The 22,111-nt window shown below is 43.3% G+C and carries 21 protein-coding genes; 8 read left to right on the top strand and 13 right to left on the bottom strand.

Annotated elements, in window-relative coordinates; genetic code table 11:
• Nucleotides 1–16: 16 nt before the first annotated feature.
• From prmC to rho, 4 genes are all read right to left on the bottom strand, one after another.
• Nucleotides 17–907: a peptide chain release factor N(5)-glutamine methyltransferase gene (gene prmC, locus EDD59_RS14580; protein ID WP_132383164.1), complete on the bottom strand. Its 891-nt coding sequence runs from the start codon at nucleotides 905–907 to the stop codon at nucleotides 17–19.
• Between the two features lie 2 nt (nucleotides 908–909).
• Nucleotides 910–1,905 (bottom strand): DUF1385 domain-containing protein, encoded by a 996-nt coding sequence (locus EDD59_RS14575; protein ID WP_132383162.1) that lies wholly within the window; start codon nucleotides 1,903–1,905, stop codon nucleotides 910–912.
• Nucleotides 1,906–1,974: 69 nt separating this feature from the next.
• On the bottom strand, nucleotides 1,975–2,175 hold the full coding sequence (rpmE, locus tag EDD59_RS14570; RefSeq protein ID WP_132383160.1) for a 50S ribosomal protein L31: 201 nt from the start codon (nucleotides 2,173–2,175) through the stop codon (nucleotides 1,975–1,977).
• A 114-nt stretch (nucleotides 2,176–2,289) separates the two neighbouring features.
• A complete protein-coding gene (gene rho / locus EDD59_RS14565; RefSeq protein ID WP_132383158.1) occupies nucleotides 2,290–3,639 on the bottom strand; it encodes a transcription termination factor Rho in 1,350 nt (449 codons plus the stop codon).
• Nucleotides 3,640–3,919: 280 nt separating this feature from the next.
• On the opposite strand from rho, the gene EDD59_RS14560 reads away from it, so the two are divergent.
• Together EDD59_RS14560 and EDD59_RS14555 are read left to right on the top strand one after the other, a co-directional pair.
• Entirely contained in the window at nucleotides 3,920–4,846 is a 927-nt protein-coding gene (locus tag EDD59_RS14560) for a tRNA modification radical SAM protein MnmL/YtqA (protein ID WP_132383210.1), read from the top strand.
• Complete coding sequence (locus EDD59_RS14555; protein ID WP_132383156.1) at nucleotides 4,839–5,351, top strand: DUF4364 family protein; 513 nt, start codon at nucleotides 4,839–4,841, stop codon at nucleotides 5,349–5,351. Before EDD59_RS14560 ends, EDD59_RS14555 begins: the two co-directional genes overlap by 8 nt.
• On the opposite strand, the gene EDD59_RS14550 is transcribed toward EDD59_RS14555, so the two are convergent.
• Together EDD59_RS14550 and EDD59_RS14545 are read right to left on the bottom strand one after the other, a co-directional pair.
• Complete coding sequence (locus tag EDD59_RS14550; RefSeq protein WP_132383208.1) at nucleotides 5,328–6,644, bottom strand: replication-associated recombination protein A; 1,317 nt, start codon at nucleotides 6,642–6,644, stop codon at nucleotides 5,328–5,330. The genes EDD59_RS14555 and EDD59_RS14550 overlap by 24 nt on opposite strands.
• Before the next feature lie 19 nt (nucleotides 6,645–6,663).
• A complete protein-coding gene (locus EDD59_RS14545; RefSeq protein ID WP_456299103.1) occupies nucleotides 6,664–7,365 on the bottom strand; it encodes a polysaccharide deacetylase family protein in 702 nt (233 codons plus the stop codon).
• Between the two features lie 158 nt (nucleotides 7,366–7,523).
• Between EDD59_RS14545 and EDD59_RS14540 the strand changes: the two genes are divergently transcribed.
• Nucleotides 7,524–8,891: an MATE family efflux transporter gene (locus tag EDD59_RS14540; RefSeq protein ID WP_132383154.1), complete on the top strand. Its 1,368-nt coding sequence runs from the start codon at nucleotides 7,524–7,526 to the stop codon at nucleotides 8,889–8,891.
• Here EDD59_RS14540 and EDD59_RS14535 read toward each other — a convergent pair.
• Complete coding sequence (locus EDD59_RS14535; protein WP_243117445.1) at nucleotides 8,869–9,720, bottom strand: AraC family transcriptional regulator; 852 nt, start codon at nucleotides 9,718–9,720, stop codon at nucleotides 8,869–8,871. The two genes, EDD59_RS14540 and EDD59_RS14535, sit on opposite strands and share 23 nt — an antisense overlap.
• Before the next feature lie 240 nt (nucleotides 9,721–9,960).
• Here EDD59_RS14535 and EDD59_RS14530 point away from each other — a divergent pair, with 240 nt between their 5' ends.
• Both EDD59_RS14530 and galT read left to right on the top strand, forming a co-directional pair.
• Nucleotides 9,961–11,166: a galactokinase gene (locus tag EDD59_RS14530; RefSeq protein ID WP_132383152.1), complete on the top strand. Its 1,206-nt coding sequence runs from the start codon at nucleotides 9,961–9,963 to the stop codon at nucleotides 11,164–11,166.
• Between the two features lie 14 nt (nucleotides 11,167–11,180).
• Nucleotides 11,181–12,671: a UDP-glucose--hexose-1-phosphate uridylyltransferase gene (gene galT / locus EDD59_RS14525; protein WP_132383150.1), complete on the top strand. Its 1,491-nt coding sequence runs from the start codon at nucleotides 11,181–11,183 to the stop codon at nucleotides 12,669–12,671.
• On the opposite strand, the gene EDD59_RS14520 is transcribed toward galT, so the two are convergent.
• Nucleotides 12,655–13,254: a flavin reductase family protein gene (locus tag EDD59_RS14520; protein WP_132383148.1), complete on the bottom strand. Its 600-nt coding sequence runs from the start codon at nucleotides 13,252–13,254 to the stop codon at nucleotides 12,655–12,657. The genes galT and EDD59_RS14520 overlap by 17 nt on opposite strands.
• 25 nt (nucleotides 13,255–13,279) lie before the next feature.
• Complete coding sequence (locus EDD59_RS14515; RefSeq protein WP_132383146.1) at nucleotides 13,280–14,932, bottom strand: putative manganese-dependent inorganic diphosphatase; 1,653 nt, start codon at nucleotides 14,930–14,932, stop codon at nucleotides 13,280–13,282.
• 193 nt (nucleotides 14,933–15,125) lie between these two features.
• Between EDD59_RS14515 and EDD59_RS14510 the strand changes: the two genes are divergently transcribed.
• Nucleotides 15,126–15,953, top strand: coding sequence for an Mrp/NBP35 family ATP-binding protein (locus EDD59_RS14510; protein WP_132383143.1), 828 nt, complete (start codon nucleotides 15,126–15,128; stop codon nucleotides 15,951–15,953).
• 231 nt (nucleotides 15,954–16,184) lie between these two features.
• Here EDD59_RS14510 and EDD59_RS14505 read toward each other — a convergent pair whose 3' ends face one another.
• The 4 genes from EDD59_RS14505 to EDD59_RS14490 all read right to left on the bottom strand — a co-directional run bounded on the left by EDD59_RS14505 (nucleotide 16,185) and on the right by EDD59_RS14490 (nucleotide 20,223).
• On the bottom strand, nucleotides 16,185–16,880 hold the full coding sequence (locus EDD59_RS14505; protein ID WP_132383202.1) for a S1 RNA-binding domain-containing protein: 696 nt from the start codon (nucleotides 16,878–16,880) through the stop codon (nucleotides 16,185–16,187).
• A 142-nt stretch (nucleotides 16,881–17,022) separates the two neighbouring features.
• On the bottom strand, nucleotides 17,023–18,165 hold the full coding sequence (locus tag EDD59_RS14500; protein ID WP_132383141.1) for an ABC transporter permease: 1,143 nt from the start codon (nucleotides 18,163–18,165) through the stop codon (nucleotides 17,023–17,025).
• Nucleotides 18,152–19,282 carry an ABC transporter permease gene (locus EDD59_RS14495; RefSeq protein ID WP_132383139.1) on the bottom strand — a complete coding sequence of 377 codons (1,131 nt, stop codon included), beginning with the start codon at nucleotides 19,280–19,282 and terminating at the stop codon, nucleotides 18,152–18,154. The genes EDD59_RS14500 and EDD59_RS14495 overlap by 14 nt, the downstream gene beginning before the upstream one ends.
• A gap of 11 nt (nucleotides 19,283–19,293) precedes the next feature.
• Entirely contained in the window at nucleotides 19,294–20,223 is a 930-nt protein-coding gene (locus tag EDD59_RS14490) for an ABC transporter ATP-binding protein (RefSeq protein WP_132383137.1), read from the bottom strand.
• A gap of 213 nt (nucleotides 20,224–20,436) precedes the next feature.
• Between EDD59_RS14490 and EDD59_RS14485 the strand changes: the two genes are divergently transcribed.
• Together EDD59_RS14485 and EDD59_RS14480 are read left to right on the top strand one after the other, a co-directional pair.
• Nucleotides 20,437–20,649 (top strand): DUF542 domain-containing protein, encoded by a 213-nt coding sequence (locus tag EDD59_RS14485; protein ID WP_165920952.1) that lies wholly within the window; start codon nucleotides 20,437–20,439, stop codon nucleotides 20,647–20,649.
• A gap of 75 nt (nucleotides 20,650–20,724) precedes the next feature.
• On the top strand, nucleotides 20,725–21,912 hold the full coding sequence (locus tag EDD59_RS14480) for an oxygen-binding di-iron domain-containing protein (protein ID WP_132383133.1): 1,188 nt from the start codon (nucleotides 20,725–20,727) through the stop codon (nucleotides 21,910–21,912).
• Nucleotides 21,913–22,111: the final 199 nt, after the last annotated feature.

The raw sequence follows: 22,111 nt of genomic DNA, 5'->3' as shown, positions 1-22,111 counted from the left end.
CATTTCGGCAGACTCATTATTTATCATACACGCCAATGACAACCCGGTCAAGACCTGCCAAATCCTTTTTTACTGCGACATCACGATATCCTAAGTGCCACATCAAAGCCGCCACCGATTCTCCCTGATCAGCCCCAATTTCAAACAGTAAGTACCCGCCTTTCGTGAGATACCTGCCCGATGCCTCTATGATTTTTCTATAGAAGTACAGGCCATCTCCTTTTCCATCCAAAGCCAGAACAGGATCATGCCATCTCACTTCCTTCTGCAGAGTCTCTATGACATCTGTTCTAATATATGGAGGGTTTGAAACAATCATCTGATAATGACCTGTCACCCGCTCGAACAGATCACTGAAAAAAAACTCTGCCGGAACGTGAAGTGTATCTGCATTTGCTGACGCGACCGCCAAAGCCTTTTCAGAAATATCTACCCCTGTTCCCTCTAGCTGAACCTCCGTAAATCTCCCGGCATAATGCAGAATACTAAGTAGAATACACCCCGACCCGGTACACATATCCAGCATTCGAAACATCCCCTTGTCTGTAGGAACATTTCCCTGTTTTTTCTTTACTGATATCTCTACGAGCTTCAGCGCCTCCTCTACAAGCACTTCTGTGTCCTGCCTTGGAATCAGTACATCTTCATTTACCTGAAACTTAAGTCCCATAAATTCCTGTGTGCCTGTGATGTGCTGAAGAGGGATGTGCCGGGCCCTTTTATCTATATAGGCAAAGTACTTTTTTTCCTCTTCCGGGGTCATGGCCTTTTCCGGCATTGCATAATACATGGCAAGACTGACTTTAGTTACATGCTCCAAAAGGAGCTGTGCGTCCAAATCTGCCTCCAAAATCCCCGAATTTTGAAGAATACGGCTTCCCCGATGACGGGCTTCCTGCAGAGTCATATCTACTGTCCTCCGCCATCCGCCTGAACCGGCATTTGTGCCCCGGCGTTTTCACTCCCAGGGTTTTCCTGCAGGCTTCCAAAGTTTTCCTCTTGATATGCCTTCCAGTCAAATACAGCTTCCACTGCACAGATTGCCACCTCAATCATACTATCGTCAGGTTCACTGGTGGTCATGTTCTGGACCCACATTCCCGGCTTACTCAGCAAATTAATCCAGTAATTATCACTGTTTCCCGCCACTCTGATCAGTTCGTAGGATACCCCTGCGATCAAAGGCAGAAGGGCAATTCTCAGGACAACCCTCATAATCTGAGACTCCGCTGTGATAAAAAAGCAGAATATAATACTTACGATCATGACAAAAAACAGAAAACTGGTTCCACAGCGTTTATGCTGTCTGGAGCTTTTACGCACATTTTCCACATTCAGCACAAGTCCGTGTTCAATGCAGTTAATACACTTATGCTCCGCGCCGTGGTACATAAATGTCCTCTGGATGTCTTCCATCCTGGATATAAGCCAGATATATCCCAGAAAAATTGCGACGCGGAGGATTCCCTCAACAACTGTGATCATCCCCCTGGAAGAAACATGCCGTTTTAAGATGTTGCTGAGAAAATACGGAAGAATCATAAAAATACCGGCCGCAAGAACCACTGAAAATGCAACCGTCAGGTTCATAATCCTCTTTTCCTGTTTTTCCTTCTTAGCAATATCCGCCTCTGTCAGTTCTTCCTCTGTCTCTTCCTCGTCCTCAAAAAAGCCGGCCGAATATGTGAGGGTCTTCATCCCCAGCACCAGTGAATCGATAAAATTAAAAATGCCGCGTATGAAAGGTGTTTTTTGCAGCGGCTTCCACGGCACCACACTGTGATATTCCTGGACATCAACCTCAATTTCCTTGTTTGGTTTTCTGACCGCTACAGCATACCTGTCCTGATTCTTCATCATAATACCTTCCAGTACTGCCTGACCGCCTATGTTTGATGATTTCATGCATCCTCCTATCCTTCTATAGCAGAAAAGAGGCTGAGATATCTCACCTCAGCCTGCAATCGTTCATTCTTATTTCATGCCATATTTCTTGTTGAACTTATCAACACGTCCGCGAGCCTGGTTAGATTTCTGCTGACCAGTATAGAACGGATGACATTTAGAGCAAATTTCCACATGAATGCTTTCATTTGTTGAACCTGTTACAAATGTATTTCCACAGTTGCAGGTTACTGTTGCCTGATGGTATTCTGGATGGATTCCTTCTTTCATGATTTTCACCTCTCTATTTTAAATTTACTTACATTCTCTAAACAGCTCTATTATCATATCATATGATTTTTCGTTTTGCAAGTTTTTTTGATCATGTATTGATAACAGTTCAGTCTAGATAAATTTTTTCTTAATTACCATTTGAACCAGCTCTCCATTGTGCTTCGTCTGTGAGAACATATTGAGCAGATTATCTACTGCCTCTTCCGCTTTCAGGCCGTTCATAGCTCTGCGGATGATATAGACTGCATCCTGTTCTTCCCTGCTGAGCAAAAGGTCTTCTCTTCTCGTTCCTGACTTTGGAATATCGATTGCCGGAAATACTCTCTTTTCCTGCAGCTTCCTGTCCAGCACCAGTTCCATATTGCCTGTTCCTTTAAATTCCTCATAAACTACATCATCCATCTTGCTTCCCGTATCCACAAGGGCCGTTGCAAGAATAGTGAGGCTTCCGCCTTCTCTCATATTCCTGGCAGCGCCAAAGAACCTTTTTGGCATATACAAGGCAGCCGGGTCAAGGCCTCCTGAAAGAGTTCTTCCTGACGGCGGCACAGTCAGGTTATAGGCACGTGCAAGCCTTGTAATACTGTCTAAAAGAATTGTAACATCTTTCCCGTGCTCCACCAGACGCTTTGCACGTTCAATTACCATCTCAGATACTCTTTTGTGGTGCTCCGGAAGCTCATCGAATGTAGAATAAATCACTTCCACATTGGGGCCTGCAATGGCTTCTTTAATATCTGTCACCTCTTCTGGGCGCTCATCAATCAGAAGAATCAGAAGATGCATATTAGGCTCTCTCTTCTGGACGGAAAGTGCCACCTCTTTTAACAAGGTTGTCTTTCCTGCCTTGGGGGGGGATACAATCATACCTCTCTGCCCTTTTCCTATAGGAGAAAGCAGATCCACGATTCTCATTGCGGTAGTGCATCCCGGCGTTTCCAAGCGGAGACGCTGATTGGGAAAAATAGGTGTCAAATCCTCGAAATTATGTCTTTTCGATGCTTCTGCAGGTCTCATGCCGTTAATCGTAGAAACATACAACAGTGCGCTGAACTTTTCAGACTGTGTCTTAACCCTTGTATTTCCCGAGATAATATCTCCCGTCTTCAGGTTAAATCTCCGAATCTGGGACGGTGATACATATACATCATTCTCCCCCGGCAGGTAATTTTCACACCGGATAAAGCCATATCCATCGGGCAGCACTTCCAGTATTCCATTGGCAGAATTGCCGCTGTCCAGCTGTTCAATATCAGTGCCTTCCTTTTTCTCCTTCAATTCCTCTTTTACTTCCTCTTTTGCTTCTGCTCTTGCTGCTTCCATATTTTCTTTTTCATCCCGGTCCAGCATGGCATCTATCAGTTCACCTTTCTTCATAGTAGATACACCCTTCATTTTGCGGGCTTTTGCCAACTCTCTCAGCGTAGCAAGAGGCAGAGATTCATATTTTTCTCTCGTCATACAATATATTTCCTTTCCTATAAATCCATAATATAATTTTCAAAACTGTTTTAATAAAATATCGCGGGAACCTCAGTCTGAAGTGACTTGTCCGAATTTAGGCGAAAGCTTAAAGCCTCCTAAAACATTAATTGAATCTGGTGCCATTATACATCATCTTTCAAAAAAAGGAAAGTTTTTTTTAAATGTGTCTTCTTTCACCACGTTCCTTCTTGCGCTGTATTTCCATGAGTGTTATGATAATGGGCAGATAATCAAGAAATTTAAGGGGCTGGCACAGATGAACCACTGGGGAGAAAAACGTTACCATTCAATGGATTATGATCTAAAGACCATCTATGGAGAAAAGGTTTATAAAATCACCTTAAACGGCGGTATGACTTGCCCTAACCGTGATGGTACCGTCGGCAAAGGCGGCTGTATCTTCTGCAGCAGCAAGGGCTCCGGTGACTTTGCCGGCAACGCCCGTGCCTCGATTTCCGAGCAGATTGCATGTGGAAAAGAAGCTTTGCAAAGAAAGCGTCCGGTACATTCCTACATTGCATATTTTCAAGCTTTTACCAATACATATGCACCTGTCCCATATCTGAAAAAGCTATACAGAGAAGCTATCCGGGATCCGGAGGTCAGGATTCTCTCCATCGCCACCAGGCCTGACTGCCTGGGTGAGGATGTCCTTGTACTTCTTGATAAGATTAATCAGATAAAGCCTGTGTGGATAGAGCTGGGACTTCAAACAATTCACTCTGAGACTGCATCATACATTCGCAGAGGATATGACTTGACTGCCTTTGAGGACGCAGTCCGGCATTTGCGGAGTCTTGGAATTACAGTAATTGTCCACATGATTCTCTATCTTCCCGGAGAATCCCGGAAAGATATGCTGGAAACTTTGGATTATCTGAACCACATGGATATTCAGGGCATTAAACTACAGCTTCTCCATGTCTTAAAGGATACAGTGCTTGCCTCAGAATATAGGAATCATCCTTTTCATATCCCCGATATGATGGAATATATCCAGTTTCTGGGCGTTTGCATCGCCCGCCTGAATCCACGGATTACTATACACCGTCTGACAGGGGATGGGCCGTCAGAGTTATTGATTGCCCCTCTCTGGGCCGGCAATAAAAGAACTGTTTTAAACACACTGCACCGTTATCTGAAAGAACAAGATATATGGCAGGGAAAGGAGTACTATGACTGAAACATTTACCTTATACAAATTGATTGTACTATATATGTTAAAGAAAGTAGATTTTCCGCTTACTACATCCCAAATCTCAGAGTTTATACTAGATAAAGGTTATACAACCTACTTTAAACTGCAGGAGGCCCTGTCGGACATGGTGGATTCCGAGCTTTTGGAAGCCGAGACAACCCATAACCGCACGCTCTATCACCTGACAGAAAATGGAACTGAGACTATACGTTTTTTTACAAATAAAATTTCACCCGGCATCCAGAAGGATATCAACGAATTCCTTAGAGAAAAACAATATGACCTGAAGGAAGAATCCGCAGTAAAATCAGACTACTATCTGAACACGAACCACGAATATGAAGTCAGATGCCGGATAGTGGAGAATGGTTTCAGCCTAATCGATTTGAAAATCACTGTCCCCACAAAAACCGAAGCTGAAACTATCGCCAATAACTGGGCCGGAAGAAGCCAGGATATCTATGCTTTACTCCTGTCTAAGCTTCTCTAAATATTCTTTGATTGTCTTTTCATATCCCAGAACACCTGGCTCGTAGAATCTGGCGTCTTTGATTTCGTCAGGAAGATACTGCTGTTTTACATAGTGTCCGGGATAATCGTGGGCATACTTATAGCCGGTCCCGCGTCCCATTTTCTTTGAGCCTTTATAATGTGCGTCCTGCAGGTGGGCAGGAACAGTTGTTTTCTGCCGTCTCACACTTTCATTTGCCGCAAATATAGCATTTACCACAGAATTACTTTTCGGAGCCGATGCTACATAAGTCACTGCCTGGGAGAGAATAATCTGTGATTCCGGCATTCCAATGCGCTCCACTGCCTGGGCAGCCGATACTGCGACTGTGAGAGCCATGGGGTCCGCATTTCCCACATCCTCCGAGGCGCAAATCATAATCCGCCTGGCGATGAACTTAATATCCTCCCCTGCATACAACATTTTTGCCAGATAATAGACTGCCGCATCGGGATCTGAGCCCCTCATACTTTTTATAAAAGCTGAAATCGTATCGTAGTGATTATCGCCTGCTTTGTCGTAGTGTACCACCCGCTTCTGGATACATTCGGAGGCTGCCTCCAGAGTGAGATGAATAAGCCCGTCTTCACTTCGCTGGGTAGTCAGCACTCCCAGCTCCACCGCATTTAAAGCCTGTCTGGCATCTCCTCCTGATACATCAGCAAGAAATTCCAGGGCATCTTCATCAATTTCTGCCTTGAAACTGCCCATACCCTTGTCTTTGTCATATACTGCACGCTTTAGAATAGTTTTTACCTCTTCCCGGCTCAATGCCTTTAGCTCAAATATGCCGGACCTGGACAGGAGGGCGCTGTTCACCTCGAAGTACGGATTCTCCGTCGTAGCCCCGATAAGGGTTATGGTACCGTCCTCTACATAGGGAAGTAGATAATCCTGCTGTCCTTTGTTAAATCTGTGAATCTCATCGATGAACAGAATTGTCTTCTTCTGGTACATCCCCAATAAATCTTTTGCCTCTTTGACAACTTCCTCCATGTCTTTCTTCCCGGCAACCGTGGCGTTAATCTGCCTGAACTGGGCACTGGTCGTGTTGGCGATTACCTTTGCAAGTGTTGTCTTTCCTGTCCCTGGAGGCCCGTAAAAAATCAGGGAGCTCAGCTTATCCGCCTTAATTGCTCTATACAGAAGCTTATCCTTGCCTATGATATGCTGCTGTCCTACTACTTCATCCAAGGTGGCCGGGCGCATCCTCGAAGCAAGAGGCGCCTCTTTTTCCTTATTGGTCTCTCTCATATAATCGAACAAATCCACTGTTCTCACCGTACTTTCTCTAATTCATCATCAATTTGTCTACCGTCACAAACTCAAACCCCTCCGCCTGCAGCAAATCTATAATGCGCAGGGCTGCTTTTACGGAACTGTCGTAACAATCATGTAATAGAATAATATCATTTTCTTCTGCCCTCGTCACTACCTTATTAACAATTTCGTCTGTATTTCCCGTTGCCCAGTCGAGCGGATCAATCGTCCACATAACCGGCAGTACATGTACCCTCTGCTCCAATCCCTTCTGCCACAAACCAAAGGGGGGCCTCATATATTCTACTTCCTGCCCGGTTATATTCTTGATAGCCTCATTTCCCATTGCAATCTCCTGATAGGCAGTCTCGTTGCTCACTCTGGTGATTTCTACATGGTGGTACGTATGGTTTCCGATTAAATGTCCCTCTTCGTACATACGTTTCACAATTTCACAGTTATTATCTTTCTCCACATTCTGCCCAATCAGAAAAAAAGTAACCTTCACGCCTCTTTCTTTGAGCCCATCCAGAAGCATAGGAGTACATTCTGCACTGGGGCCATCATCAAACGTAAGTGCTATTTTAGGCTTCTCTTCTGCAGTGCCTTCATATGCACCGGCATTTGAGTCAGAGACCTCCTGTACCTTCTCTTTTGTCTGATTTTCTGTAAAAAGTGTCGGGCAAATCAGTCCTAACAATAAAAGCACATAGACCAGCCCCACTCCCTGCATCATTCTCTTTAAACGCAAACAGCATACAGTCCCTTTTAACACTTCTTTACAAATATATGCATTATTCCAAATTTTTATAGATGATATGAGAGGTCTTTTGCAAACCAAGTATTTATGCTATAATGCTCACTATGTCACATTTGAGGAGGAGTTTTTCAATGGAAGAAACAGTACATACTGAAAATAAGATGGGTCTGCTGCCCATTCCAAAATTATTGGTTACTATGTCTCTGCCCATGATTATATCTATGCTGGTGCAGGCATTTTATAATGTAGTAGACAGTATTTTTGTTGCACAGCTCAACGAAGAGGCACTGACTGCAGTTTCTCTTGCCTTTCCGGTGCAGAACCTGATGATTGCCATAGCTGCCGGTACCGGTGTTGGAATCAACGCCCTGCTCTCCAAAAGTCTTGGCGAGAAAAAGTTCCGGGAGGCCAATCTTGTTGCCAGAAACGGAATCTTTCTTGGAATTATCAGCTGTATCATTATGGCAGTTATCGGGCTGCTTGGTTCCCACTATTTTTTTCTGGTACAGACAGATGACCCAGCTATCATTCGTTATGGAACTGACTATATGACTATCATCACCGTTATCTCTGTGGGGATTTTTATGCAGATCACTTTTGAACGTCTTTTACAATCCACCGGAAAGACGATCTACAATATGATCACCCAGGGAACGGGAGCCATCATCAACATTATTCTGGATCCCATCCTGATTTTTGGTCTGTTCGGCATGCCCCGGCTTGAGGTGGCAGGAGCTGCTATCGCAACCGTCATTGGCCAGGTTACAGCAGTCTGCATGTCCTTGTATTTTAACTGCAAGAGAAATACGGAGCTGAACTTAAATATGAAAGGCTTCAGACCGGATAAGGCTATCATCGCTGAAATCTATAAGGTTGGAGTCCCCTCCATTATTATGCAGTCCATCGGCTCCGTCATGGTATTTGGCATGAACCGGATACTCTTGATATTCTCTTCCACCGCTGCGGCTGTATTCGGAGTTTATTTTAAGCTGCAGAGTTTTGTTTTCATGCCGGTATTTGGGCTGACCAACGGAATGATACCTATTGTTGCCTATAATTACGGTGCGCGAAACAAAAAAAGAATTGTGGATACCATAAAAATGGCTATATTCATTGCCATAGGATTCATGACAGTAGGGCTTCTTTTGTTTCAAATATTTCCCACACAGTTTTTGGGGCTGTTCGGTGCATCTGAACATATGCTGGAGATTGGCGTCCCTGCACTCCGTATTATTAGCCTAAGCTTTCTCCTTGCAGGATTTAATATTGTAGTGGGTTCAGCCTTTCAGGCTCTGGGAAATGGAGTGTACAGCCTGATAATCTCTGCTGCAAGACAGCTGATTGTCATTCTACCCATCGCTTATTTGTTTGCAGAATTGTCTGGGCTTGCCATGGTATGGTGGGCTATTCCCATAGCAGAGATTGCTGCTGTTGCTCTCTCCTCTCTTCTTTTTAAGAGGATAATACAATTAAAAATTAATGTTTTAAAAGAGTCATAAGGTAGTTCTCGCGATATTTTGAGGGGCTTTGTCCTTTTTGTTTTTTAAAAGCTTTGGAAAAATAAAGGTTACTTTCAAACCCGACAGAATATGCTATAGCTGCGACAGACAAGGTTGTCTCCTTTAGCAGCCTGCAGGCTTGTCTTATGCGGAAATCACTCAGGTATTCTTTGGGAGACTGCTGCAGGCAGGCCCTAAAAGCACGGTAGAGGTGGCTCCGGCTGATTCCTACGTAAGCTGCCACTTCCTCTATTGTTATAGGATAAGAATAGCCTGTGGATATATAGGACTTAGCTTTCTGGACGTAGAGGAATTGAATATCCTTTACCTGCTCTGAGCTTGCAGCATACTGCATGAATGTTGCCAAAAGAGTATACAGGGCGCCCGTCATTGCCACTGCCGCCTCATAACTGTTTCCTTTTACTTCGTAAATCAGGGCCAGCTGTTTTTGCAAAAGGCCTCTGGGCGGGCCAGCCTTCTGGATAAAAGGATGATCCTTCGTAAAATCAGTGGAATGTAAGATCGACGGGGCGTCCGCCCCCATGAACCCCACCCATGCATATTCCCAAGGTTCCTGCATATCCGCATAATATTTCACTTCAATATCCGGATAAAGTATAAAGGTGTCCCCGGCAAAAAGATGGTGTGTTTTCCCATTCACGCTATAATATCCGCTGCCTGAAATAATATGGTGAATACAGTAATGATTTCGCACCCCCGGCCCCCACTGATATCCCGGCTCGCATTTTTGATGGCCCACGTTGTAGACTGACAGGGAGGTCATGAGATTTTCACCTGTTTTATAAGAATACTTATAAGTCTCTTTTATGTTTCTCACCCTTTCTGCAAACCAAATGCTAATCTTTTTGGAAACTGTCAATGAGACAGTACACTAGTACATGGCTGATCTTTAATCTTCATTATACTCTTTTGCTCTGACTAGATGCAACATAATTACATGTTTTTGAGCAGATTTTTTATATACTTTTCTTTTCCTTCCCCCTATAATGATAAGTAAAGGCAATCGATTTTTTATGACATGTTTATCTAACGAAAGTGAGGTTTATATATGAAAGAACAATTGGCTGCAAAATTCAGGGAATTATTTGGGAATATAGAAGATGCCGGATTTTATTTTTCCCCTGGCCGCGTCAATCTGATTGGAGAACATACCGATTATAATGGAGGGCATGTATTTCCCTGTGCACTGACCCTCGGAACCTATGGGATTGCACGCAAACGCACAGACAGAACAATGCACCTTTATTCCATGAACCTGGACAGTTTCGGTGTAGTCGAGACTTCACTCGACGACCTGACCAACAGGCAAGACTACGGCTGGGCCAACTATCCCCTGGGTGTTGTGTGGGCTTTTGCACAGAGGAAATGTACCTTGGATACCGGATTTGATATGGTAATATGGGGGAATATTCCGGATGGTTCCGGCCTCTCATCCTCTGCTTCCCTGGAGGTTCTGACCGGAATTGTCCTATTGGATTTGTTTGACATTCATAAGTTCAGCATGACTGACCTGGCCCTTATCTGCCAGTATTCCGAAAATAATTTTAACGGCTGCAACTGCGGAATTATGGATCAGTTTACTGTAGCTATGGGTAAAAAGAATAATGCCATTTTCCTGGATACCGCCACACTGCAATATGAATACGCTCCCATTGAACTGGAAGATGCAAAAATTATAATCACAAACAGCAAGGTGAAGCACAGCCTGGTAGATTCAAAATATAATGAACGCCGGCAGGAATGTGCAAAGGCCCTGGCCGCACTGCAGCAGGAACTGGATATCAACTCTCTGGGTAATCTGAATATGGACACCTTTGATAAATTTAAGGAGGTCATCAAAGACCCTGTACTCATAAAGCGGGCAAAACATGCTGTTTCCGAAAACCAGCGCACCATTGAAGCTGTGAAGGCACTGAAAGCCGGTGATATCGCTCGGTTCGGAGCACTAATGAACCAGTCCCATATTTCCCTGCGGGATGACTACGAGGTGTCCTGCGAAGAGATTGACATTCTCACAGATCTTGCCTGGGCTGTTTCCGGTGTAATCGGCTCCAGAATTACGGGCGGCGGTTTCGGCGGATGTACGGTCAGTATTGTGAAAAACCACAGTGTAGATACATTTATTGAAACAATCGGGAAAGCATACAGGAAAAAGGTGGGACATGATGCTGACTTTTATACTGTGGACATTGGCGATGGAGCACGTAAGCTGGATACTTCACAGCCGTTTTTTCACAGTGAGGGCAGAGATTAAGGGAGGCAATAACTATGTTATATGAAGCAATCAAAAAGCTGGTGCAATATGGGGTTGAAACCGGTCTGACACCGGAGTGTGAACGTGTTTATACAACTAATCTCCTTCTGGAGCTTTTTGGCGAAGATGACTATAAAGATGTACCCTGTAATTTATCTGACATTGTATTGGGAGACGTATTAAACGAGCTGCTGGACGAAGCCTGCCTGCGTGAAATCATTGAAGACAATATTATATGCCGGGATCTGTTCGACACAAAACTGATGAACACTTTAATGCCGCGTCCCGCCCAGGTTCAGGCGCAATTTTGGGAAAAATACGAAGTATCTCCCCGGGCAGCCACCGATTATTATTATAAACTAAGCCAGGATAGCGATTATATCCGCAGATACCGTATCAGCAGGGATATAAGGTGGACGGTGGGTACGGAATTCGGCACACTGGATATTACAATCAATCTATCAAAGCCGGAGAAGGATCCGAAAGCAATCGCTGCTGCCAAAAATGCAAAAGACTTGTCCTATCCGAAATGCCTTCTCTGTATGGAAAATGAGGGTTATGCCGGTCGGGCAAATCACCCGGCCCGTGAAAATCACCGCATTATTCCTATTCCCATACAGGGCAGCACCTGGGGTTTTCAATATTCTCCCTACGTGTATTACAATGAGCACTGTATTATCCTGAACAAGAAGCATATACCTATGAAAATAGAAAAGGAAACTTTTCAGAAATTATTTGAATTTGTAAAACTGTTTCCTCATTATTTCGTAGGCTCCAATGCCGACCTTCCCATTGTGGGAGGCTCAATTTTAAGCCACAATCATTTTCAAGGAGGAAATTATACCTTCGCCATGGAAAAAGCTTCTGTTATCCGTACATTTGAAGTGAAGGGTTATGAGGATGTCACAGCCGGAATTATAAAGTGGCCGCTTTCTGTTATCCGATTACAGAGTAAGGACGAAAAGCGAGTGGCCGAGCTGGCAGACCATATCCTTCATGTATGGAGAGGCTATACAGATGAAGAAGCTTTTATTTTTGCAGAGACAAAAGGGACACCTCACAATACCATCACTCCTATAGCAAGAATGCGGGGGAATCTGTATGAACTGGATCTGACACTCCGCAATAATATCACAACAAAAGATTACCCCTTGGGCGTCTATCACCCTCATGCTAATCTGCACCATATTAAAAAAGAAAATATCGGGCTGATTGAAGTCATGGGTCTGGCTGTACTGCCTTCCCGTCTTAAGAAAGAGATGGACATGCTAAAGACTTATATTCTGGAAGGGAAAGATATTCGAAGCAGCAAGGTACTGGCAAAACATGCAGACTGGGTGGCGGAATTCCTTCCGGCTTACAGCCATGTAAGTCAGGGTAATATCGACTCCATTTTAGAGCAGGAAATCGGCAAGGTCTTCTGTCAGGTTCTGAAGGACGCAGGTGTATACAAGTATACAAGGAAAGGGCTGGAAGCCTTCGGAAGGTTTATTTCTTCCTTGTAGCTTTCTTTTTTCCCTTTACTTTCTTCCGCACACTATATCCAAACATTCCAAGAGTATTCCCTAAAGAGAGATATTCACCGTGAGAGTACACAAGAAGACCTGTTTGATTGAGTTCGAACTTATTTGTCTTATTGATATAGGCATCATCCACCTGAACTCCCTGCACCTCTGCGATAAACATATGATGACTGCCCAGTTCTTTTACTTCTGTTACCTGGCACTCTATATTTACAGGACACTCATTTATAATTGGGGCATACTCCAATTTTTCAGCTTTTCCCGGAGTCAGCCCCGTCTCCTTCCATTTGTCCACATCTCTCCCTGACCGCACCCCACAGTAATCTGTAGCTTTTGCCAGCTTTTCCGTTGTCAGGTTGATGACAAATTCTCCGGTATCCTTTATCATTTGATAGGAATATCTCTCTGGCCTTACAGAAATATAGACCATGGCTGGATTTGTGCAGATGGTGCCTGTCCAGGCAACGGTCAGAATGTTTTGGTTTCCCTCTAGGCTGCCTGCACTCACCATTACAGCAGGCAGAGGGTACAGCATGTTACCCGGCTTCCATAGTTGTCTGCTCATTTTCTTTCCTTTCTGTTTTCTTCCTCTATTGCTGCAGTGCGCCTACCAATGTAGGTACAAGCTGCTTTTTCCTTGATACAACGCCTCTTAGTATAATGTCCTCTGTGTCCTCATTTAAATCATAAGCCATAATCACCTTACTTAGAGCCTCAGGGCCACAACAGAGAAGCCGGGTAGATTCAGTCACAATGTCCGTCAACATGAAGAATATCATATCCAAACTATTTTTCTTCCTCGCCTCTTCCATGTGCGGCAGCACCATTGCTTTGATTTCCCTGAGTTCAGATGTATTCATAGAGTTCACCTGCCCCACGCCTATAACAGTCTCATTCACTGTAAATTGTTTGAAATCCAGGAAAATAATCTCTTCTGCACTCTTTCCTTTGAGGTTGCTGCCTGCATTGAACATTTCTAAAGCCAGCTCCTCTATATTAATATTCCCGATCTCTGCCAATTTTCGCGCAGCCGCCTCATCTATAGGAGTGCAGGTGGGAGAACGAAACATCAGCGTATCCGATATGATTGCCGAGCATAAAAGTGATGCTGTGACCGAATCAATCTCTATTTCTTCTTCCTGATACATCTGATAAATGATTGTAGCCGTGCAGCCTACCGGCTGATTTCTGAAAAATACAGGTCCGATAGTCTGGATACTGCTTAATCTATGGTGATCAATAATTTCTAATACGTCCGCCTCTTCCACCCCATCGACAGCCTGACTTTTTTCATTGTGATCTACCAAAATAACCTGTTTTCTCCTGCTGTTCAAAAGCCTTCTTCTCGAAATAAACCCCAGAAAGCTTTTATTTCCATCCAGAACGGGGAAATCACGAAACTTCTTTGTTGCCATCACTGCTTTCACATCATCCACGTAATCTTTCATACCAAAAGTGATAAGCCCTTCTTTTGTCATAAAACAATTTACCGGAATACTTTGATTGATCAATCTGGCAACCGTAAAAGTATCGTGAGGTGTACGGATAATGACAATCTCTTTTCTTCTCGCCTGAGCTATAATCTCATCCGAAATCTCCGCACCCTGGCACACAACGATGCAGCTCACATTCAAGTCAAGGGCATCCTGCTGGACATTTGGTCTGTTTCCCAGAATCAGTAAATCATTCTCTTCAATAAAGTCGGCCATCAGTTCTCTGCCGGAAGCTGCAATTGCCACCTTTCCTTTTGGCATGAAGCTGTGGTCATTCCCCACAACAACCTTTCCGCCGATGGTACTGGCTATATTACGGTACTGTGTTCTGGAAGCAGATAAAATAGAGCTATCGTATACATCCATATATGATGTTGCAATATCGCCGATTGTAATCAGCCCTTCCAGCTTTCCTTCCCTTGTCACAGGCAGTGTCTTAATATTCAGTTCCTTCATCCGCGCCCAGGCGGTTCTGATGGAAACACTGCCATCTACCCCCTGGATTTTTCTTAATTCCACATCCTTTATCTGAACACGCAGGTCAGAAAGAAGCTTCGGAGCCTTTACCTTGAACCGTTCCAGTACATACTGCGTTTCCTCATTAAGCTGGCCCGCCCTGCGAGGTGTATATATTTCCCCTGTCAATTTTGACTTTAACCTGGCATAGGCTATCGCAGAACAAATAGAATCTGTATCCGGATTTTTATGACCTACCACGTATATTTTTCTTGCATTTACTATGTTATCCATCTTATATCCCCTTTTTCTGTTGGTTCTCACATAATAAGATTGCCATTTTTTATAGAATTCGTCAACCAAAAGTTAAAAATAGTATGCTATACTTATTGAACTACTAACGTTCAATAAGGTATAATGGAAAAGTGAGTTGTTAGTTGTACAGATTTACATTGATGTTTATGAAAGAAAGAGAAGGTAGACAAATATGACAGAAAAAAATAACAGCGGCTGCAGCCAGGAATCCTGTTCAGGATGTGCGCAGGCTGGAACATGCCAGAGTAAGAAGGAAGATTTTGGTGCACCTGTAAATGCACATTCACAGATAAGAAAGGTGATTGGTGTTATCAGCGGAAAAGGAGGTGTGGGTAAATCCTTAGTCACCGGCTCTCTCGCAAGAATGATGCGTGAGAAAGGATACACAGTTGGAATTCTGGATGCCGATATTACGGGACCGTCCATACCCAAAATGTATGGTGTGCACGAGATGGCAAAAGGAACAGAAGACGGAATATTCCCTTGTATCGCACAGGACAAAACAAGAATAATGTCCGTAAATCTTTTACTAGAGGATGAGGATGCCCCTGTCATCTGGAGAGGTCCTGTCGTCTCCGGAGTCGTAACACAATTCTGGACGGATGTTATATGGGGAGATTTGGATTACCTGTTTGTAGATATGCCGCCGGGAACAGGAGACGTTCCACTCACCGTATTTCAGTCACTTCCCGTAGACGGAGTTGTAATTGTAACCTCCCCTCAGGATCTTGTCCGTATGATTGTAAAAAAAGCTTACAATATGGCAAAGCAGATGAATATCCCGGTATTGGGCGTTGTAGAGAACTACAGCTATGTGAAGTGTCCTGACTGCGGAAAAGAAATCAATGTTTTTGGCGAGAGCCATATTGAGGAGATTGCTGCAGAATTAGAAATTCCGGTACTTGGTAAAATACCAATAGATGCGAAAATCGCTGAGGCTGTGGAAGCAGAAAAATTCTATGAGACAGAGAATCCATATTTGCAAAATATTGAGCTATAACCTTCAAGAGGAAGCTTCATCCCAAATGGCATAAGATTTTATATATCGAATTAGTCAAATACCCCGCAGCAAGCTGCGGGGTATTTGACCCTCGCGGCAGTCGCCAAATGGAAATGCAAGCATTTCCGCTTGGCTCATTGCTCGCGGGAATAAACCGTAGTATAGCAAAAAATTAAGGGCAGTTCTTTTCAACGCTAAACTGCCCTTAATTCTATATTTCCTGTCAACTCTCTATAGCTTGATATTTTTAAATAAATCGCCCAAGCTTGTTCCAATTTTCTCACTCTTTGGAAGCTCCACTTTTTCTTCTGCTTCTTCCTGTGCCTCCTCAAGAGCTTTTATACTCAGACTGATTTTTCCTTCTTTAATTCCGATTACTTTGACTCTGACGGTATCACCCACTTTCAGAACTTCACCCGGCGTCTTAATATGCTTTTTGGAAATCTGGGAAATATGGACAAGCCCGGAGAGGTGATTCTCCAGATTGACAAATGCGCCATAGTTCTGCAGACTGTCTACAGTGCCTTCCATGACTGTACCGATCTTAATATTCTCAATCTGCTCTTTGCGTGCCTGTTTTTCCTTCTCTTTTAATATTTCGCGGGCAGATAATACCAAACGGTTATTGGCCTGGTCAGCCTCAATAACACGCACCTCAATATCTTTCAGTAAATATGTCTCCAAATCTTCGATATAGGAAAGTGAAAGTTTGGATGCCGGGATAAATCCGCGCAACCCCTCCACCATCGCTATAGCTCCGCCATTTACAATACCTTCTACTTTAACCGGCAAAACCGTCTTCTTCTCCATATAATCAAGAACACGATTCCATGGATTGGCATCGTCAAAATGTTCTTCATAGTCTGCCATTGTCTCTACATTCTCTTCACTTGTCTGTAACCCTTCTAATTTCATCTCTTCACTCATCATAGCACCTCAACTTATTTTTTCATAATTCGTATAAACCACATATTTTAAGTATACCATAGCTGAGTCTAAAAAAACACCTTATCTTGAAATTTTGAAATGCTGATTTTATAGTAGCCATCTCTATCTACTTCTTATACTCCTACGCTTTTCTTTTCCCCACTGCCATAGCAACGCACAGGATTGCTGCCGCAAATACCAGCTGAATCCCCATTGCCTGCCATATTTCTGTTTTCACGCCTCCTGTGATGTTTTCGAATTCTGCTATTGTGTCATTGGCTTTTTCATACCAGTATACCGGAAGAAACTGTGCCGCCGTCTTAACTTTTGTACTTAAAATATCAAGAGGTACAAATACCCCACAGAGGAAGCACATTCCGAGTGACAAGGTATTTACAACACCGCTTAAGGCCTCTGGATTGCTTGTCAATATTCCCACCAGATAAGACAAGGAAAGTGATACAGGCAGCATGGTCAGTGAGTTAAGCAGATAATATACAAATCCGCCGCTTTCAAGAAGCTCTCTCCCATAGAAGAAAATACCTCCCAGGATACAGATTATCCACAGCACAATGCCCAGTACCCCAGCTGCCAGCAGAGCTTCCAGATTCTGTCTCTGCCCGGATATGGGGCTGGCCTGCATCCTCTTGGGGACATCTCCCTTATGAAAGGCAGACAATATATTACCCAGGACATAACACAGTACACTTAATAGCAGGTATGGGATGTATCTATAATAGTAAGCATACCCCGGAGTCTCTCCTTTTGTATGTCCTGTATCCAACATTTTCACCTTAGGCTCAGGCCCTTCCATAATTGCTTCTGCTGCTTCTTCTGAGGTATACCCTGCAGCATAGTACGCTTTTGCACTATTCACAAAACTATTTATCTGCTGATCTACATAAAAGCCTGTATAGGAGCCGGGAAGCTTTGTAACGGACAATTTCTCATTTCCCTTCAGGCATCTTTTTTCAAAACCGGCAGGAATTTTTACGATATATTCAACATTTCTATAGAATAGATTCTCCTGCAGCTCCCCTTTATTATTATCCATTGGGATAATTTTGTGTATTTTCCCGAGATATTCCTCCAACCCCTTTGCCAGTGCACCGCCATCCTCATCCACAAACCCAATTCTCACACTCTCTGCCCTATAGCCGCCAGTCTCCTGATCCTTGGCAGAAAGCTGCATCATAACCGTAATGCCCATGAATATCGCCAGATACATTATAATCAGGCCTATATTTTGTTTTGTGATTTTCATATATCCTTTAAATACTGTCATAGCGTTCCCTCCTGACCATAAAAAATGAACCCAGTGTCAGCAGCACCGACATGACCGTCAATATTGCCAGACTGCGCCAGAAGCGCGCCGGATCATCATATACATTAATGCAGTAAAATGCATCTGCTATAAGAGCTGCCGGATTGATTCTGTTTATAATCGGGCAGTATCTCTCCACTATATCTTTCATGTCGGAGACCATTAGGCCTGCCAGGAAACTGCATACCATAGATATTCCCAGCAGAATTCCTATTTTTGCGCCTTCTCTGGTCTTGCCGATGCTGCTGATAAAAATTCCCATAGACACGCCAATCATGCTTCCTATGAAAGACACAAGCAGCATGCGGGGAATATCTCCCCTAAAGTCCATCCCAAGCACGTACCGCAAATAAATCAGAAGTATGACAATATCAACAAAATGCATGAAAAAGGAAGTCAGCATCTCTGAAAGTATAAGCTTCAGCTTATGGGTAGGTGTCACACATTTTCTGGCTGCCAGTGCCGTCAGATTTGCCTGGAGGTAAAGTGCAGTTCCGTAACCGCTGAAGCACCCATAAAGACATGCCATCGCTATGAGCGCATAGAAAAACTGTGCAGTCTGATCCGTAGTTTTTCCTCCCAGAGATACCTGCTTTACCATGTCCCGGTAATCAGACATCTGCTCTGATGCACTCTGAATTCCTTCAGGGTGATTCACGGCAATATTTTCTATTGTATTTTTCCCATTCTCATAGCTTTCCAGAAGAGACTGCAGAATACTTTCCTTAATACCAACACCGCTTACTGTCAGCGAAAGTTTTTCCCCTGCATAATAAATGCCGGATACCTTTCCGCTTTTGAGAGCCTTTACGGCCTGTTTTTCCCCCATTACCTCTGTCTTTATTAATTTGGATTTATCCTTTTCAACTGTATACAAAAAGTCTAAAAATGTCTTTTCCCCACTGCTGTTTGTTTCCTCCACAACAGCCACAGGTACTGTCTCAAAATCTGCTTCATCCATTTTGCCGAATGCAAAATAGAAAAGAGTGGCAAGAATCAGGGGAAACAAAAGGGGCCAGAACATCCTGTTAAAATTATGCAGCTTTACCTTTACATCATATTTCATGAGATGCAGCATGTAATCTCCTCCTAATCCCTCAATTCTTTTCCTGTGATTTCCAGGAATACATCATTTAAAGTCGGCAGTTCTGAAAAGACCCTGCCAAAAGAAATCTCTTCCTCCTGAAGATAACTCAGTATCCTCATAAGATTATGTTTTCCCCTTGTACACCGAACTTTCAGAACCTGTTCCTTGTACTTTACATCAAATACATGGGGCAGTGCCCCGACAGCGGCTATCTGCCCATCACTTAATGCAACGCTCTCAACTGTTATGGTTTCCCCAGTCTTAATCATGCTTTTCAATTCTTCTTTTGTGCCCACGGCTACACTTCTTCCGTGGTCTATAACAGCAATCCTTGTACAGATCTGCTCTACCTCCTCCATATAATGGGAGGTATATATAACAGTGGAGCCCTGCCGGTTCAATTCCTTAATTCCTTCGAGAATCCGGTTTCTGCTCTGGGGATCCACCGCAACAGTGGGCTCATCCATAATAATCAGCCGAGGTTTATGGGCAATGCCACACGCAATATTCAAGCGCCGGAGCAGGCCTCCTGAAAGCTTTTTAGGACGCATTTTTGTATATTCCTCCAGACCTGCAAAATGAATAGCCTCATCCACCAATTTTTTTCTTTCTTTTTTATCTTTCACATACAAACCACAAAAATAATCTATATTTTCATAGACGGTCAGTTCATCGAAAACCGCCACATTCTGAAGCACAATTCCTATCTGCTGTTTTACCTTGTAATTGTCCGGACTCATCTCTTCGCCGAATATCCTTACAGTCCCCTTGTCATACTTCAAGAGGGCCAGCATACAGTTAATAGCCGTAGTTTTCCCGGAGCCGTTAGGTCCAAGAAGGCCGAATATCTCCCCCTCTTCAATTTCTAAATTCAGGTGATCAAGGGCCAGTAGTTCTCCATATCGTTTTACCAGATTTTCTATTTGAATCATTAGCAAATCCTCCTATCATTACTATAAGAAAAGTATAACTCTGCCGTTTGCAATATGTCAGTGTCATCCGTCATAATAGCGTATGACAAATGTCATCTGTACAAGATGATTTTAATAATACGTTTCAAACTTGATTTGAATCAATGTTTTTACTCCCCCTGTTGGGTATACTCTACTTAAACAAAGAGGTATCCAATGAAAGGAGGTATTTTTATGATTACCAAAGAAATGACAGTAGCAGAGGCTATACGAGACAATCCGGACATTATCCAAATTTTCTCGGATGAAAACATTGATTATTGCTGTGGAGGAAACAAGCCTCTTGAGGCAGCTCTCCAGGAAAAGAAACTTGATGCAGATTTTTTTATTAATTTGTTGAACCGCCAGAAGAAAAATGTTAATATGACAGAAACCCCTTGGATCTAAACAGGAAAGATTTGATAGCTTATATCATAAAAACACAGTGTATTATTTTTAAAATAAGTCAGGAGGAATGACGCAATGAAAAGAACAATAAAGGGTAATGTAAGTTGGATTGGTTATATAGACTGGGAGCTGGAAAGTTTTCACGGAGACGATTACTCCATTTTAAATGGTTCAAGTCAAAATGCATACCTGGTAGAGGAAGAGAAAACAGTATTAATAGATACCGTATGGGCTCCTCACAGATTTGAATTTATAGAAAATTTAAAGAAAGAGAGCGACTTGAATAAAATTGATTATATTGTCGCAAACCACGGGGAGGTGGATCATTCCGGAGCCCTTGTAGAATTGATGAAGGAGATTCCCGGTAAGCCCATCTACTGTACTGCTAACGCAGTCAAAAGCCTGGAAGGGCAATATGGAAAGCAGGGCTGGGATTTTCATGTTGTAAAGACCGGAGACTCCTTGGACATCGGCAACGGGAAAAAATTAATCTTTGTAGAAATGCGTATGCTGCACTGGCCTGACAGCATGGCAACTTATTTAACAGGGGATAATGTTTTATTCTCCAACGATGCCTTCGGACAACACTACGCCGTGGAGGAATTATTTAACGATAAAGCCGACCAGTGTCTGCTCAACAAAGAAGCTATGAAGTATTACGCGAATATATTAAATCCATTTTCTCCTCTGGTCTCTAAAAAAATAGATGAGATTGTTGGACTGAATATCCCGATTGACATGATTGCTCCAAGCCACGGGGCAATCTGGAGAGAAAATCCACTGCAGATCGTGGAGAAATATGCCGCATGGTCAAAGGCATATCAGGAAGATCAGTTTACCATAATATATGATACAATGTGGCAGGGCACAGAAAAGATTGCCCACTGCATTGCAAAGGAAGTTCAAAACGTAAGCCCGGATACAGTTGTGAAAGTATTCAATTGCTCAAAATCAGATAAAAATGAAATCATGACAGAGGTGTTTAAATCCCGGGCAATTGCCTTAGGCTCACCAACTGTTGGCAACGATATCCTGTCCAATTTGGCCGGGCTGCTTCATTTCTTAAAATCTTTGAAATTCAGGAATAAAAAGGCAGCTGTATTCGGCTGTTACGGATGGAGCGGCGAAGGAAACAAGGTTCTGGCAGAACAATTAAAGGACTCTGGATTCGATGTAGTCGACGAAAATATTAAATCTCTGTGGAACCCCGAAGCCGGGGATTTTGATAAAGCCAATGCACTTGTAAATGCTGTACTTGGATAGCCCGCCTGATGCGGGGGCAGCAGAAAGGAATGTACGGTGGGTGTAAATTATTTGCGGGATACTGGACTGCTTCTTTTATATTGTTTTCTGACCCTGTTTCAGACAGGGTAGTGTCATAAATTTTGTGTCTTTGGTAATAAATGGATCCAATCTGGAAAGAATTAAATATGAATATTCTTATCAGAGAGGAGCCTATTAT

The sequence above is a fragment of the Muricomes intestini genome, assembly GCF_004346165.1.
GTDB lineage: Bacteria > Bacillota > Clostridia > Lachnospirales > Lachnospiraceae > Muricomes > Muricomes intestini.
The sequence above is the reverse complement of the archived record's forward strand: the minus strand, read 5'-3'. Positions and strand labels throughout refer to the sequence as shown.